Origin of the sequence: Thalassovita taeanensis (assembly GCF_900110775.1) — a bacterium.
Taxonomy (GTDB): Bacteria; Pseudomonadota; Alphaproteobacteria; order Rhodobacterales; family Rhodobacteraceae; genus Litorimicrobium; species Litorimicrobium taeanense.
In genome coordinates this window covers 210,595-224,544 of sequence record NZ_FOEP01000002.1, presented here as the reverse complement: position 1 = coordinate 224,544, position 13,950 = coordinate 210,595, and the positions used below count along the sequence as shown (strand labels likewise).

Below are 13,950 nucleotides of genomic sequence, written 5' to 3'. Positions count from 1 at the left end.
ACGATGTTTGAATATACCGCAAGCGCCCGCACCCGTGATGCCTTTCGCTCCGCCCATCAGGCGCGGGGCGCGCAGTTCATGCGCGGTCTGGCCCGTATCCTGCATCCGCGGAGAGCGTCGCACTGACCGCAGGCTTGCCCGCCGGTCCTTCGCGATGCGACAGACCACCCCTGCCCAAACCGGGCGGGGGTGTGGTTCTGATAAAAAAGCCCCCCGCGTTGAGCAGGGGGCAATTCCGTGTGTCGTGACGGGGTGTCGCGCCAGATCAGACGAAGAACTGACCACCGTTGGCCGAGATGGTCGAGCCGTTGATGAAGCCCGCATCGTCGGACGCCAGAAACACCACGCAGCGCGCGATCTCTTCGGGCTCGCCCAGGCGACCGGTCGGGATCTGAGCGATGATCGATTCGCGGACTTTTTCCGGCACGGCCATGACCATATCTGTTGCGATATAGCCGGGGCAGATTGCGTTGGCAGTGATGCCAAAACGCGCGCCTTCCTGTGCCAGTGATTTCACGATGCCCAGATCGCCTGCCTTCGAGGCGGCATAGTTCACCTGAGCGAACTGACCCTTCTGGCCATTGATCGACGAGATGATGATCACGCGGCCAAATTTACGCTCGCGCATGCCCGGCCAGATCGGGTGCGTCATGTTGAACACGCCGGTCAGGTTGGTGCCGATCACCTGATCCCACTGGTCCTTGGTCATTTTGTGGAACGGGGCATCGCGGGTGATGCCGGCGTTGTTGACCAACACATCGATCGGGCCCAGGTCAGCCTCGACTGCGGCGATGCCGGCGGTGCATTCGTCATAATCGGCGACGTTCCACTTATAGGTTTTGATGCCGGTTTCTTCGGTGAATTTGGCTGCGGCTTCGTCGTTGCCCGCGTAGGTAGCGGCGACGGTATAGCCCGCGTCTTTCAGCGCGTGCGAAATGGCCGCGCCGATTCCGCGTGAGCCGCCGGTAACGAGTGCTGTTCTTGCCATGGGTTCCTCCAGTCTGGCGATATGCGTTGGTAACTCTGTTACTTTGATTGGCAAAAATGCGCAATATTATTGCGCGATGAAATTTCAGATTTCAGAAGGTCTTTGTGCCCGAGCCGTGGTCGCAAAAGAAAGGGGCACCAATTGGCGCCCCTTCATTTTGTCTGTAATGGGCACAGCGAAACTCACGGACGCTCGACGCACATCGCAACGCCCATGCCGCCGCCGATGCACAGCGTGGCCAAGCCTTTTTTGGCATCGCGGCGCTTCATTTCGAACAGAAGCGTGTTCAGGATGCGGCAGCCGGATGCGCCGATGGGGTGACCGATGGCGATGGCGCCGCCGTTGACGTTGACGATCGCCGGATCCCAGCCCATGTCCTTGTTCACGGCGCAGGCCTGCGCGGCAAAGGCTTCGTTGGCTTCGACCAGATCCAGATCGCTGACCGACCAACCGGCCTTGTCCAGCGCCTTGCGCGATGCATAGATCGGGCCGACGCCCATGATCGACGGGTCCAGACCGGCGGTGGCATAGCTGGCGATACGGGCCAGCGGCTCGATCCCGCGCTTTTCAGCGTCGTCCGCGCTCATCAGCAGGACAGCGGCCGCGCCATCGTTGATGCCTGATGCGTTGGCCGCCGTGACAGAGCCGTCTTTGACGAAGGCCGGGCGCAGTTTCTGCATCGCTTCCATCGTGGCACCCATGCGGATGTATTCGTCTTTGTTGACGATGATGTCGCCCTTGCGGGTTTTGATGGTGAAGGCGATCACTTCGTCGTCGAACCTGCCGGCTTTCAGCGCGGCCTCGGCCTTATTTTGCGAGGCAACGGCGAATTCATCCTGCATATCGCGAGAAATCTGCCACTGGTTTGCAACGTTTTCAGCGGTTTGACCCATGTGATAGCCGTTGAAGGCATCCCAAAGACCGTCGCGAATCATGGTGTCGATATAAGAGACATCGCCCATTTTCACGCCCGCGCGCAGGTAAGCGGCGTGGGGGCTGAGGGTCATGTTTTCCTGACCACCCGCCGCAATGATTGCCGCGTCGCCCAGTTGGATATGCTGTGCGGCCAAAGCCACGGTGCGCAGGCCAGATCCGCAGACCTGATTGATCGACCAAGCGGCGCTTTCCTTGGGCAAACCAGCATTGATATGGGCCTGACGGGCCGGGTTCTGGCCCTGACCTGCGGTCAGAACCTGACCGAGGATCGTTTCCGATACTTCGGATTTGTCGATCCCGGCGCGGGCGACGACGGCCTCAAGTACAGCTGCGCCAAGATCATGCGCGGGTGTGTTTGAAAAAGCGCCGCTGAACGAGCCAACCGCAGTCCGGGCCGCCGAGGCGATAACAACATTGGTCATGTCAATCCTCCACCAATTTTGGGGGCAGGGTACGCCGGGGCGTGCAGATGCTGGCCAAGGCTTCCCTCCTTCCGTCACGTCATAAAGGAAACGCTGCGCCGCGGCAACTGCGAGGAAACGCCACGTTGCCGCATTTTGCGCTAGGCTGTCTGGCTGTGGGGGCTGCCGGGGGCGCCGCTTTTCCACGGGGCGTGAATGCTGGGGGCGCCAAACAGGAAGCCCTGCAGGCAGTCGACCCCGGCGGCGGAGAGCCATTGCGCATCTTCGGCGGTTTCCACTTTTTCGGCCACGGTGAACATGTCGAATTGCCGGGCGATGGCGATCAATGCGCGGGTCAAGACCTGATTGTCGGGGTCGGCGTGGATATTGTGAATGAACTGCCCGTCGATCTTGAGAATGTCGAAATAGAAGTCGCGCAGATAGCGGAAAGAGGTGAAACCGGCGCCGAAATCATCAAGGGCAAAGGTGATTCCCTTGCGTTGCAGGTCGGACATGAAATTGACCACCAGTTCGGGGACCATCATGGCCGAGCTTTCGGTGATTTCAAGGATCAGCCGCTCGGCCACGGTCGGGTCATGTTTCAGGCCTTTTTTGAGGCTTTGCATCCAGCGGGGATAGCCGATGGAACGGGCGGACATGTTGATGGCGAGCCTGATCGACGGTTCGCGCGCCAGAGTGCGCAGACCCATTTCCAGCGAGAGGCAATCAATGATCCGACCGGTTTCAGTTGTTTCGATCACATCAATGAAATCCTTGGCGGGGATTATGCGGCCGGTTTCGTCCAACACCCGGATCAGCCCTTCATAGAAGGCGGGCTGATCGGGGCGCTGCGACTGTATAACAGGTTGAAATGCAAGCGTAACTTGCCGGTGCTTCAGGGCGGCGCGCACCATGTCAAGGGTGCTGGCATCGCGGGAGGAAACCGCGAAGTTCAGCGGGCTGTCCTGCCCCGCGGGAATATCTGCCCATTTGCCCATTTTTCGCGGTGCCATGCGACTCTCCGATCAAAACCTGTGGCCACATTGGCGCCGCATCTCCTAATGAGGGATTAATATTCGCATTTTGTTCCAATTTTCGCTAAATCGGATTGAATGCGAAAAAGGGGGCGAGGATATGGGGGAAAGATGTGGCTGGGCCGGGTCTGAACCGATCTATGTCGAGTATCACGATACCGAATGGGGCGTGCCGGAATGGGACAGCCGGGCGCTGTGGGAAAAGCTGATTCTGGACGGGTTTCAGGCCGGGCTGAGCTGGATCACTATCTTGAAAAAACGCGATGCTTTTCGTGAGGCTTTTCAGGGGTTTGATCCGAATGTGATTGCGAGCTGGGGCGAGGCAGAGGTGCAGCGGTTGCTGGGTAATCCGGGGATCATCCGCCACCGTGGCAAGATCGAGGCGACGATCGGAAATGCCCGCGCCTGGCAGCGGATCGAGCAGCGCGAAGGGTTTGACCGGTTCGTGTGGAATTACGTCGGCGGCAGGCCCGTTCAGAACCGGCGGAACAGTTTGGCGGAGGTGCCGGGGCAAACAGAAATCTCTGTTCAACTTTCGAAGGATTTGAAGAAGGAAGGATTCAAATTTTGCGGCCCGACAATTGTCTATGCCTTTATGCAGGCGTGCGGGTTGGTGAATGATCATCTGGTGGGTTGCCCCTGTCACGGGGGCGTGGCGAAGTTGCAGGACCCGCCGGAAACTGCGGTATGAAACGCATGCACAGCACATGCACATCCCATGCATATCGGCGGGGGGCAGTCGGAGCGCCGGACAGCAGCGCCCGCGCCGATTTGCACGTCCGGGATTTTGAGTATTTGGATCAGAAAGAAGCCGGAGTGTGCGTGGGCCGGTAGGCCGGTATGACCGATCAGTCCTGCGTGATGAGGGCGCCGATCAGGGCGCGGGCGCTGTCGCTGTGCCAGTCGGCATCGCCGAGCAGGCGGCCGATTTCCTGCCCCTCGGGATTGAGGATCACTGACACGGGCAGGCCAAGCACGGCCATGGACCGGGCCAGCGCCTGTTTGGGGTCGCGGTTCAGCGGCAGGTTGGTGACACCGGCCTCGGCGAAGAATTTCTTCATCGCGGGGGGTGGATTGCGACCGGTGGCGATGGTGACAACCTCGAACGAGTCGCCGCCCAGTTCGGCTTGCAGGGCTGCGAGCGAGGGCATTTCCTGACGGCAGGGTGCGCACCATGTGGCCCAGAAATTCACCAGCACATATTTGCCTTTGTAGTCTGACAGACGGGCCTGAGTTCCGCCCTCGGTCAGGAAGGGGGTTTCGGCGGCGGCGGTGGGGGTGCTGTGCAGGTTCAGCTTTTTCATATCTTCGGTGCGCAGGGCATCCAGAGTGGTGGTCTCGGCGTGGCCAACATTTGCACCAAGGGCCAGAGCCGTATAAAGGACGAGCGAAACAGGTTTCAGCATATTACCTCCCAAGGGGCGAACGAATGAGCGACAAATCCTCGAACCAGATGTGGGGCGGCCGCTTTGCCGCCGGGCCGGACGCGATCATGGAGGCGATCAATGCCTCGATCGGGTATGACCAGCGGATGGCGGCGCAGGATATCGCCGGGTCAAGGGCCCATGCCGCGATGTTGGCAGCGACGGGCATTGTGAGTGATAGCGATGCTGCAGCCATTCGGGAAGGGCTGCTCACGGTCTTGTCAGAGATCGAGGGTGGAACATTTGAATTTTCCACGGCGCTTGAGGACATTCATATGAATGTCGAGGCGCGGCTGAAGGATTTGATTGGCGAACCGGCGGGGCGGTTGCACACGGCGCGGTCGCGCAACGACCAGGTGGCGACGGATTTCAAGCTGTGGGTGCGGGACCAGATGGATGCCGCGATCAGCGGGATCGAGGCACTGATGCGGGCGTTGCTGGGTCAGGCCGAGGCCGGGGCCGATTGGGTGATGCCGGGCTTCACCCATTTGCAGGTGGCGCAGCCGGTGACCTGGGGGCATCACATGATGGCTTATGTCGAGATGCTGGGGCGGGATCTGTCGCGGTTCCGCGATGCGCGGGCGCGAATGAATGAATCGCCTTTGGGGGCGGCGGCGCTGGCGGGGACATCGTTTCCGATCAACCGGCATATGACCGCCGAGGCGTTGGGATTTGACCGGCCTGCAGCGAACTCGCTGGATGCGGTGGCGGACCGGGATTTCGCGCTGGAGTTCCTGAGCTGTGCCAGTATTTGCGCGATGCATCTGAGCCGGTTTGCCGAGGAGCTGGTGATCTGGTCGAGCGCGCAGTTCCGGTTTGTGAAGATGTCGGACAAGTGGTCGACAGGATCGTCGATCATGCCGCAGAAGCGCAACCCGGATGCGGCCGAGCTGATCCGGGCCAAGATCGGGCGGATCTTCGGGGCGAATGTGGCGTTGATGACGGTGATGAAGGGGCTGCCGCTGGCCTATTCCAAGGACATGCAGGAAGACAAGGAACAGGTGTTTGATGCGGCGGACAACCTGATGCTGGCGCTGGCGGCAATGGCGGGGATGGTGGGCGATATGACCGCCAACCGTCCGGCGCTGGCTGAGGCGGCGGGCAGCGGGTTTTCGACGGCAACCGATCTGGCGGATTGGCTGGTGCGGGCGCTGAACCTGCCGTTCCGTGACGCGCATCACGTGACCGGGTCGCTGGTGGCATTGGCTGAGGGTAAGGGATGTGACCTGCCGGAGCTGTCGCTGGACGATATGCAGGCAGTCCATGCCGGAATCACCGCCGCGGTGTTTGATGTGCTGGGTGTCGATAATTCTGTGGCCTCGCGGGTCTCTTATGGGGGCACAGCACCAGTGCAGGTGCGGGCGCAGATTACGCGCTGGAAAGAGGTACTGGGATGACGCGAATTACGGCGATGATACTGCTGGCGTTTCTGGCCGCTTGCGGCGCGGATGGAGAGCCGGAAACGCCCGGTGACAAACCCGCAAACGGGGTTACGGTGTCGGGTGAGGCGACATTCGGGGTCAGCTTCTGATCCTGTCGCTGTACCCGTTTGCGCGGACACGGTCAGTCTGACTTTCGGTTCATCCAATAGTGCGCCTTGCAGGCGCGCAGGTTTAGCCCTTCGGGCGGGATTGGGGGGCTGCCCCCGTCGTCTGACGACTCCCCCCCGAGTATTTGCATCAGAAAGAAGCCAACTGTGTTTCTTTCTGAGAAAAATACTCTCGCCGAAGGCGAACAGACCGGAGAGAATTTGGCGGAGGCAAATTCGCGAGACAAACTGCGCGCCTGCAAGGCGCTCCACTTGGGAATAGCGAATTGAATCGGGCCGCGAGTCTGATATGAGGCTGCGGAACAAGGAAGGGCGCGCGCATGGATCATTTTCTGTATCGGGACGGCGAGTTGTTTGCCGAGGATGTACCGGTGGCCGAGATCGCCGCCGCAGTGGGCACGCCATTTTACTGTTATTCCTCAGCGACGCTGACGCGGCATTTTCAGCTGTTTGAGGAGGCCTTGGCGGGGCTGGATCACATGGTATGCTACGCTATGAAAGCCGCCAGCAATCAGGCGATCCTGACCACGCTGGCGCGGTTGGGCGCTGGGATGGATGTGGTTTCGGGCGGGGAATACACGCGGGCGAAGGCGGCGGGTGTTCCGGGCGAGAGGATCGTGTTTTCCGGTGTGGGGAAGACGCGCGACGAGATGCGGATGGCGCTGGAAGGCGGCATTCGGCAATTCAACGTCGAAAGCGAGCCGGAGATGGCGGTGCTGAACGAGGTGGCGTTGTCGCTGGGGCTGCGGGCGCCGATCACGGTGCGCGTGAACCCGGATGTCGATGCCAAGACCCATGCCAAGATTGCCACGGGCAAGAGCGAAAACAAGTTCGGCATTCCGATTGCGCGCGCGCGCGAGGTCTATGCTCATGCCGCCAGCCTGCCGGGGTTGGAGGTGATCGGGATCGACGTGCATATCGGCAGTCAGCTGACCGATCTGGCGCCGTTCCGCATGGCTTATCGCAAGGTTGCCGAGCTGACGGAGGCTTTGCGCGCGGACGGGCATGATATCCGGCGTCTGGATCTGGGCGGCGGTTTGGGCATTCCTTATGCGCGCTCGAACGAGGCGCCGCCGTTGCCTTTGGCTTGGGGGCAAGTGATCCGCGAAGAGGTCGGGCATCTGGGCTGCGAGATCGAGATCGAGCCGGGGCGGTTGATTGCGGGCAATGCCGGGATCATGGTTAGCAAAGTGATTTATGTGAAATCCGGTGAGGGGCGGGATTTTCTGATCCTTGACGGGGCGATGAACGATCTGATCCGTCCGGCGATGTATGACGCGCATCACGATATCGTGCCGGTGGTCGAGCCGGAGGCGGCGGTCGAGATGCAGCCTTATGACATTGTCGGGCCAGTGTGCGAATCGGGTGATACTTTTGCCAAGCAGCGTTTGATGCCGCCGGTACAGGCCGGTGATCTGGTGGCGTTCCGCTCGGCCGGGGCATACGGCGCGGTGATGGCGAGCGAATATAACACGCGGCCGCTGATCCCCGAGGTTTTGGTGCATGAGCATCAATTCGCCGTCATCCGGGCGCGTCCGAGCTTTGACGAAATCCTGAATCGCGATACCATTCCTGAATGGCTCTGACGCGATCCCCGCGTTTGGCCGTCGGGATAAGGTATGGTTGAACCGCAGGACGCGCTTCTGAAACAGGTACGCAGGCCGTTGCGCCTGACATGGGCTGGCATGATTGCCGAGCGCATCACGCGTGCGTTTTGGCCGGTGTGGAGCGTGCTGATTGCGGCGCTGGCACTGTTGATGCTGGGCGTGCAGGATCATCTGCCGGTCGAGGCGGTTTGGGCCACGGCGGTTTTCTTTGCAGTGGCGGTGGTTTGGGCGGCGGTGCGCGGGGTCGTGCGGTTCCGCTGGCCGCGCCGGGCCGAGGCATTGGCGCGGCTGGACGCGACGCTGCCGGGGCGGCCATTGCAGGCGGTTCTGGACGCGCAGGCGACCGGCGCGGGCGATGCGGATACGGTCGCGCTGTGGCGGGCGCATCAGGCGCGGATGGCGGCACGGGCGCGCGGTGCGCAGGCTGTGGGGCCTGATCTGCGGGTGGCTTCGCGTGATCCTTATGCGTTGCGCTATGTGGCTGTTCTGGGCTTGGCGGTGGCGCTGCTGTTCAGTTCGTTCGGGCGCGTCGGATCGGTGGCGGGGCTCAGCCCTGGCGGGGCGGCGCTGGCGCAGGGCCCGACATGGGAGGGCTGGATCGAGCCGCCCAGCTATACCGGGTTGCCGGTGCTGTATCTGGCCGATCAAGGCGAGGTTTTGGCGTTGCCGCAGGGCAGCCGGATCACCCTGCGGTTTTATGGCGAGGTTGGCGCGCTGACTTTGGCCGAGACGGTATCAGGGCGGATCGGCGAAGTGCCGCCAGCCTCGGACCCGGCGCAGGATTTCACGGTGGCGCAGGGCGGTAAGCTGGCAATCAACGGCGTTGGCGGGCGGTCATGGCAGGTGGCGATTCAGCCGGACCGGGTGCCCGATGTGGTGGTTTCGGGCACGCCCGAGGTGACGTTCGAGGGCCAGATGAGCCTGCCGTTCACGGCATCGGATGATTATGCCGTGATGTCGGGGAATGTGCGGATCTCGTTGGATATGGAGGCGCTGGACCGGCGCTACGGTCTGGCGCTGGAGCCAGAACCGCGCGCGCCGATCGAGCTGGCTTTGCCGATGCCGATTGCAGGCAGTCGGGCCACGTTCACCGAAGCGCTGATCGAGGATTTCTCGCAACATCCGTGGGCACATCTGCCGGTCATTTTTGAGCTGTCGGTGCGCGATGCCGCAGCGCAAGAGGGGGTCGGGATGCCCGCGCCGATGGCGCTTCCGGCGCGGCGGTTCTTTGATCCGCTGGCCGCAGCGGTGATCGAGCAGCGCCGCGATCTGCTGTGGAGCCGGGCCAATGCGCCGCGCGTGGCGCAGGTATTGCGCGCGATCTCGTGGCGGCCTGAAGAGGGGCTGTTCCGTTCCGAGACATCCTATCTGAAGCTGCGGGTGATCCTGCGGCGATTGGAGGCGTTCACGGCCTATGGGCTGAGCGAAGCGCAGCGCGATGAGATCGCGCAGGCGCTGTGGGATCTGGCGCTGGTGCTGGAGGACGGCGATATCGGCGACGCACTGGAGCGGATGCAGCGGGCGCAGGACCGGTTGAGCGAGGCGATGAAAAACGGCGCGTCAGAAGAAGAGATCGCCGAGCTGATGCAAGAGCTGCGCGATGCGACGCAGGATTACCTGCGGCAACTGTCGCGGCAGGCGCAACAGGATCAGCAGGACGAAGAGCGCGACAGCGCACAGAATGACAACGCGATGCAGATGGATATGAATGACCTGCAACGCATGATGGACCGTATCCAAGAGCTGATGGAGCAGGGCCGCATGGCCGAAGCGCAGCAGGCGCTGCAAGAGCTTCAGCAGCTGATGGAGAACATGCGCGTCACCCAAGGCGGCGGCGAGGGGCAGAAATCACCGGGCGCGCAAGCGATGGAGGAGCTATCGGAAACTCTGCGTGATCAGCAGGGTCTGTCGGATCGCGCGTTCCGCGATCTGCAAGAACAGTTCAACCCCGGAGCCAATGCGGGCGAAAATCAGGGCAACGAGGGCCGCAACGGTGGCCAGGGGCGCGGTCAAAGCCACGAAGGCCAAGGCGATGGTCAGGCGCAGGGCGAGGGACAAGGGCAGGCCGGTCTGGCGGACCAGCAACAGGCGCTGCGCGACCAGTTGAACCGCCAGCGCGGACAACTTCCCGGTGCCGACACCGAGGGCGGCGAGGCCGCGCGCGAGGCGCTGGAACGCGCCGACCGCGCGATGAACGGCGCCGAAGAGGCCCTGCGACAGGACAATCTGGCCGAGGCAATCGATCAGCAATCCGAAGCGATGGAGGCGATGCGCGACGGCATGCGCAGCCTGGGCGAAGCCATGGCCGAGGCCGAGCGCGCCCGTCGCGGCGGGCAGGGCGACGCACAGGGCAATGCCAGCGCCGAACAGCGCGACCCATTGGGGCGCACACCCGGATCGGGCGGGGCGGTGGGCAGCGAAGACAGCCAGCTGCAAGGCGAAGATGTTTACCGCCGCGCGCGCGAACTGCTCGACGAGATCCGCCGCCGCTCGGGCGAAGGCCAGCGCTCGGACGAAGAACGCGACTATCTGCGCCGCCTGCTGGACCGATTCTGACCCGGTATCCCGAGTTTCTTTCTGATAAAAATACTCCGGGGGAGATGTTGAAACCCAAAGGGCTTCAACGTCGGGGGCAGCGCCCCCCTCTGCCCGCAGGGCGTATCAAGCGCGCCGCAGGCGCTCAATCAGGTCATGCCCCGGTGGAAAAAAGCCCCGGACCTTTCCGGGGCTTTTGGTGCCTCAATGCACGTCTTTGTAGTTGATTTCCTTGCGATCCTCGCCGGGGCCGGTCTTCTCGCGCCGCACGATCAGCCGGTTCAGCGCGTTGACATAGGCCCGGGCGCTGGCCACCACCGTATCGGTGTCTGCCGACTGGCCGGTGGCGATGCGGCCATCTTCCTCGACCCGGACCGACACAGTCGCCTGCGCGTCGGTGCCTTCGGTCACGGCGTGCACCTGATACAGCTGCAGTTTGGCCTTATGCGGAAAGATCATCTTGACCGCGTTGAATGCCGCATCGACCGGGCCGTCGCCGGTGGCATCGATGGTGTGGTCCACCCCATCGACCGACATGGTCAGTTCGGCCTCTTGCGGGCCTTCGGTGCCGCAGACCACGCGCAGGCGTTTGATCTGAAGCGTATCCGCCTCGTCTTGCAGGCCCTGATCTTGCACCAAGGCGATCAGATCGTCGTCATAGACCTCTTTCTTGCGGTCGGCCAAAGCCTTGAACCGCACGAAGACGTCATTCAACTGGTTCGCGGCCAGATCGAAACCCAACTCGTTCATCTTCGAGCGCAGCGCGGCGCGACCCGAATGCTTGCCCATGGCGATGTTCTTGGCGAACAGGCCGATGTCTTCGGGCTTCATGATCTCGAAGGTCTCGACGTTTTTCAGCACGCCATCCTGATGGATGCCGCTTTCGTGCAGGAACGCGTTCTTGCCGACGATGGCCTTGTTGAACTGCACCGGAAAGCCCGAAACCGTCGCGACGCGGCGTGACAGGTTCATGATCTTGGTGGTGTCGATACCGGTCTGATAGGGCATGATGTCGTTGCGCACTTTCAGCGCCATCACCACCTCTTCCAGCGCGGTGTTGCCCGCGCGCTCACCCAGACCGTTGATCGTGCATTCGATCTGGCGCGCGCCCGCTTCAACGGCGGCCAGCGAATTGGCGGTCGCCATGCCAAGGTCGTTATGGCAGTGGGTGGCAAAGATGATCTCGTCGGCGCCGGGCACTTTTTCGATCAGCATGCGGATCAGATCGGCGCTTTCGCGCGGCGCGGTGTAGCCGACGGTGTCGGGGATATTGATGGTGGTGGCCCCGGCCTTGATCGCGATCTCAATCACCCGGCAGAGGAAATCATGCTCGGTCCGGGTGGCATCCATCGGCGACCATTGCACATCGTCGCACAGGTTACGGGCGTGGGTCACGGTTTCGTGGATACGCTCGGCCATCTGATCCATGGTCAGGTTCGGGATGGCGCGGTGCAGCGGCGAGGTTCCGATGAACGTGTGGATCCGCGGTTTGCGGCTGTGCTTCACCGCTTCCCAGCTGCGTTCGATATCTTGCAAGCTGGCGCGGGCCAGCCCGCAGATCACCGAGTTGTTCGAGCGTTGCGCGATTTCCTTGACGGCTTTGAAGTCACCTTCGGAGGCGATGGGAAAGCCTGCCTCGATGATATCGACGCCCATTTCATCCAGCAGCTCGGCAATCTCGAGCTTTTCGGCGTGGGTCATCGTGGCGCCGGGCGATTGTTCGCCGTCCCGCAACGTCGTGTCGAAGATCAAGACGCGGTCTTGCTTGGCTTTATCGGTCATTTGGTATCTCTTTTTCTATTCATGCTGAAGCCTGGGGCGCGAAATAGGCACATCCTCTGAGCGGTCGCGCCGTTACGGCACGCTCAGAGGCGGCTTAGCAGAATTAGGGCAGCAACCGACAGCACGCCGGAGCGGCGTTTTGTGGTCGTGATATGGCCCAAAGTCATCATGGCGCCGATTTATACAGGGCGCGCGACAAATGAAAAGCAAAAAACCAGAGGCTTATTGCAGGCGGCAAAAGATATTTTCGGGATGACCTGTATCAAGGTGCGTCGACCGATCCGGTTTTAGCATCTGGCAAGGCGTTTTGGTCATTCAGTCTTGAGAGGGGGACATCATGGCGCATGTTGTGATTTTGGGGGCAGGTCTTGGTGGCGCGATTCAGGCCTATGAGCTGAAGAAGTCTTTGGACAGTGGGGACAAGATCACGGTGATCTCGGACAAACCCTATTTCCAGTTCACCCCGTCAAACCCCTGGGCCGGTGTTGGCTGGCGCAGCAAGAAGGATATCACGGTCGATCTGGCCCCGGTGATGCAGCGGCGCGGGATCGAGTTCATCTGTGACGCGGTGGTGGGGCTGGACCCCAAAACGCAGGTGATCACGCTGAAAAGCGGGCGCGAGGAGGGCTATGATTATCTGGTGATCGCCACGGGGCCGGATCTGGCGTTTGACGAGATCGAGGGCTTCGGGCCCGAGAAGTTCACCAAATCGGTTTGTCATATCGAGCATGCCGAAGCGTCGGGCAGCACATGGGAAGAGTTTTGCGCCAACCCCGGCCCGATCGTGGTGGGGGCAGTGCAGGGGGCCAGCTGTTTCGGCCCGGCCTATGAATATGCGATGACGATCGACACCGATCTGCGGCGCCGCAAGATCCGCGACAAGGTGCCGATGACCTTTGTCACCTCGGAGCCCTATGTGGGGCATCTGGGGCTTGGTGGGGTGGGCGACACCAAGGGGATGCTGGAATCGATCCTGCGCGACCGCGACATCAAGTGGATCTGCAACGCCAAGGTGGACAAGTTCGAAGAGAACATGGTGCATGTCACCGAGGTGAACGAGGACGGCAGCGAGAAGAAAAAGCACGACATCCCGTTCCGCTATTCGATGATGCTGCCGGCGTTCCGGGGAATTCCGGCGCTGATGGGGATCGAGGGGCTGGTCAATCCGCGCGGCTTTGTTCTGACCAATGAGTATCAGCGCAACGCGGCCTATCCCAACATCTTTGGTATTGGTGTGTGTATCGCCATCGCGCCGCCAGTGGTCACGCCGGTGCCCACGGGGGTGCCGAAAACCGGGTTCATGATTGAAAGCATGGTCACGGCGACGGCGCACAACCTGCCTTTGGTGATCAAAGGGCAGCCGCCGGTGCATCAGCCGACGTGGAATGCGCTGTGTCTGGCGGATTTCGGTGACCGGGGCGCTGCGTTTCTGGCGATGCCGCAAAACCCGCCGCGCAACGTCAACTGGACCTCGCAGGGGCGGTGGGTGCATTGGGCCAAGCTGGCGTTCGAGTGGTATTTCATCAGCAAGATCCGCAAGGGGGTCAGCGAGCCGTATTATGAACGGATGGCGATGAAGATGCTGAAGATCACCAAGATCAAGGAGTGACGCGGCTTTCGGCTTGGGCCGAGGTGGCTTGGTCTGAGCGGCGGCGCGTGTGGCCTGTGGGGAGCCTCCGGCGGGGATATTTGGG

General features: G+C 61.7%; 12 protein-coding genes. 7 read left to right on the top strand and 5 right to left on the bottom strand.

The window, feature by feature from the left end; translation table 11 throughout:
* The first annotated feature begins 3 nt into the window (after positions 1–3).
* Positions 4–126 carry a hypothetical protein gene (locus BSF79_RS20190; RefSeq protein ID WP_281248624.1) on the top strand — a complete coding sequence of 41 codons (123 nt, stop codon included), beginning with the start codon at positions 4–6 and terminating at the stop codon, positions 124–126.
* 139 nt (positions 127–265) lie between these two features.
* Here the strand turns inward: BSF79_RS20190 and phbB are convergent, their stop codons facing one another.
* From phbB to BSF79_RS03470, 3 genes are all read right to left on the bottom strand, one after another.
* Positions 266–988, bottom strand: coding sequence for an acetoacetyl-CoA reductase (gene phbB, locus BSF79_RS03480; RefSeq protein WP_090268336.1), 723 nt, complete (start codon positions 986–988; stop codon positions 266–268).
* A 182-nt stretch (positions 989–1,170) separates the two neighbouring features.
* Positions 1,171–2,346 carry an acetyl-CoA C-acetyltransferase gene (locus BSF79_RS03475; protein ID WP_090268335.1) on the bottom strand — a complete coding sequence of 392 codons (1,176 nt, stop codon included), beginning with the start codon at positions 2,344–2,346 and terminating at the stop codon, positions 1,171–1,173.
* Positions 2,347–2,486: 140 nt separating this feature from the next.
* Positions 2,487–3,338, bottom strand: coding sequence for an EAL domain-containing protein (locus BSF79_RS03470; protein ID WP_245776305.1), 852 nt, complete (start codon positions 3,336–3,338; stop codon positions 2,487–2,489).
* A 121-nt stretch (positions 3,339–3,459) separates the two neighbouring features.
* Between BSF79_RS03470 and BSF79_RS03465 the strand changes: the two genes are divergently transcribed.
* Positions 3,460–4,050, top strand: coding sequence for a DNA-3-methyladenine glycosylase I (locus BSF79_RS03465; RefSeq protein ID WP_090268704.1), 591 nt, complete (start codon positions 3,460–3,462; stop codon positions 4,048–4,050).
* Positions 4,051–4,207: 157 nt separating this feature from the next.
* On the opposite strand, the gene BSF79_RS03460 is transcribed toward BSF79_RS03465, so the two are convergent.
* Positions 4,208–4,765: a TlpA disulfide reductase family protein gene (locus BSF79_RS03460; RefSeq protein WP_090268331.1), complete on the bottom strand. Its 558-nt coding sequence runs from the start codon at positions 4,763–4,765 to the stop codon at positions 4,208–4,210.
* A gap of 23 nt (positions 4,766–4,788) precedes the next feature.
* Between BSF79_RS03460 and argH the strand changes: the two genes are divergently transcribed.
* The 4 genes from argH (at position 4,789) to BSF79_RS03445 (ending at position 10,495) form a co-directional block, all read left to right on the top strand.
* Positions 4,789–6,180 carry an argininosuccinate lyase gene (gene argH, locus BSF79_RS03455; RefSeq protein WP_090268329.1) on the top strand — a complete coding sequence of 464 codons (1,392 nt, stop codon included), beginning with the start codon at positions 4,789–4,791 and terminating at the stop codon, positions 6,178–6,180.
* Complete coding sequence (locus tag BSF79_RS19425; RefSeq protein WP_139246376.1) at positions 6,177–6,314, top strand: argininosuccinate lyase; 138 nt, start codon at positions 6,177–6,179, stop codon at positions 6,312–6,314. Before argH ends, BSF79_RS19425 begins: the two co-directional genes overlap by 4 nt.
* A gap of 338 nt (positions 6,315–6,652) precedes the next feature.
* Positions 6,653–7,918 carry a diaminopimelate decarboxylase gene (lysA, locus tag BSF79_RS03450; RefSeq protein WP_090268327.1) on the top strand — a complete coding sequence of 422 codons (1,266 nt, stop codon included), beginning with the start codon at positions 6,653–6,655 and terminating at the stop codon, positions 7,916–7,918.
* A 33-nt stretch (positions 7,919–7,951) separates the two neighbouring features.
* Positions 7,952–10,495 carry a TIGR02302 family protein gene (locus tag BSF79_RS03445; protein ID WP_090268325.1) on the top strand — a complete coding sequence of 848 codons (2,544 nt, stop codon included), beginning with the start codon at positions 7,952–7,954 and terminating at the stop codon, positions 10,493–10,495.
* Positions 10,496–10,678: 183 nt separating this feature from the next.
* On the opposite strand, the gene BSF79_RS03440 is transcribed toward BSF79_RS03445, so the two are convergent.
* A complete protein-coding gene (locus tag BSF79_RS03440; RefSeq protein ID WP_090268323.1) occupies positions 10,679–12,256 on the bottom strand; it encodes a 2-isopropylmalate synthase in 1,578 nt (525 codons plus the stop codon).
* A 337-nt stretch (positions 12,257–12,593) separates the two neighbouring features.
* Between BSF79_RS03440 and BSF79_RS03435 the strand changes: the two genes are divergently transcribed.
* A complete protein-coding gene (locus BSF79_RS03435; RefSeq protein ID WP_090268321.1) occupies positions 12,594–13,865 on the top strand; it encodes an NAD(P)/FAD-dependent oxidoreductase in 1,272 nt (423 codons plus the stop codon).
* Positions 13,866–13,950 lie beyond the last annotated feature (85 nt).

Excerpts from the sequence above, each read along its gene's own strand:
- lysA (WP_090268327.1), top strand. The coding sequence starts at position 6,653 with ATGGATCATTTTCTGTATCGGGACGGCGAGTTGTTTGCCGAGGATGTA.
- BSF79_RS03475 (WP_090268335.1), bottom strand. The coding sequence starts at position 2,346 with ATGACCAATGTTGTTATCGCCTCGGCGGCCCGGACTGCGGTTGGCTCG.
- BSF79_RS20190 (WP_281248624.1), top strand. The coding sequence starts at position 4 with ATGTTTGAATATACCGCAAGCGCCCGCACCCGTGATGCCTTTCGCTCC.
- BSF79_RS19425 (WP_139246376.1), top strand. The coding sequence starts at position 6,177 with ATGACGCGAATTACGGCGATGATACTGCTGGCGTTTCTGGCCGCTTGC.
- BSF79_RS03465 (WP_090268704.1), top strand. The coding sequence starts at position 3,460 with ATGGGGGAAAGATGTGGCTGGGCCGGGTCTGAACCGATCTATGTCGAG.
- BSF79_RS03445 (WP_090268325.1), top strand. The coding sequence starts at position 7,952 with ATGGTTGAACCGCAGGACGCGCTTCTGAAACAGGTACGCAGGCCGTTG.
- BSF79_RS03470 (WP_245776305.1), bottom strand. The coding sequence starts at position 3,338 with ATGGCACCGCGAAAAATGGGCAAATGGGCAGATATTCCCGCGGGGCAG.
- BSF79_RS03460 (WP_090268331.1), bottom strand. The coding sequence starts at position 4,765 with ATGCTGAAACCTGTTTCGCTCGTCCTTTATACGGCTCTGGCCCTTGGT.
- BSF79_RS03440 (WP_090268323.1), bottom strand. The coding sequence starts at position 12,256 with ATGACCGATAAAGCCAAGCAAGACCGCGTCTTGATCTTCGACACGACG.
- argH (WP_090268329.1), top strand. The coding sequence starts at position 4,789 with ATGAGCGACAAATCCTCGAACCAGATGTGGGGCGGCCGCTTTGCCGCC.
- BSF79_RS03435 (WP_090268321.1), top strand. The coding sequence starts at position 12,594 with ATGGCGCATGTTGTGATTTTGGGGGCAGGTCTTGGTGGCGCGATTCAG.
- phbB (WP_090268336.1), bottom strand. The coding sequence starts at position 988 with ATGGCAAGAACAGCACTCGTTACCGGCGGCTCACGCGGAATCGGCGCG.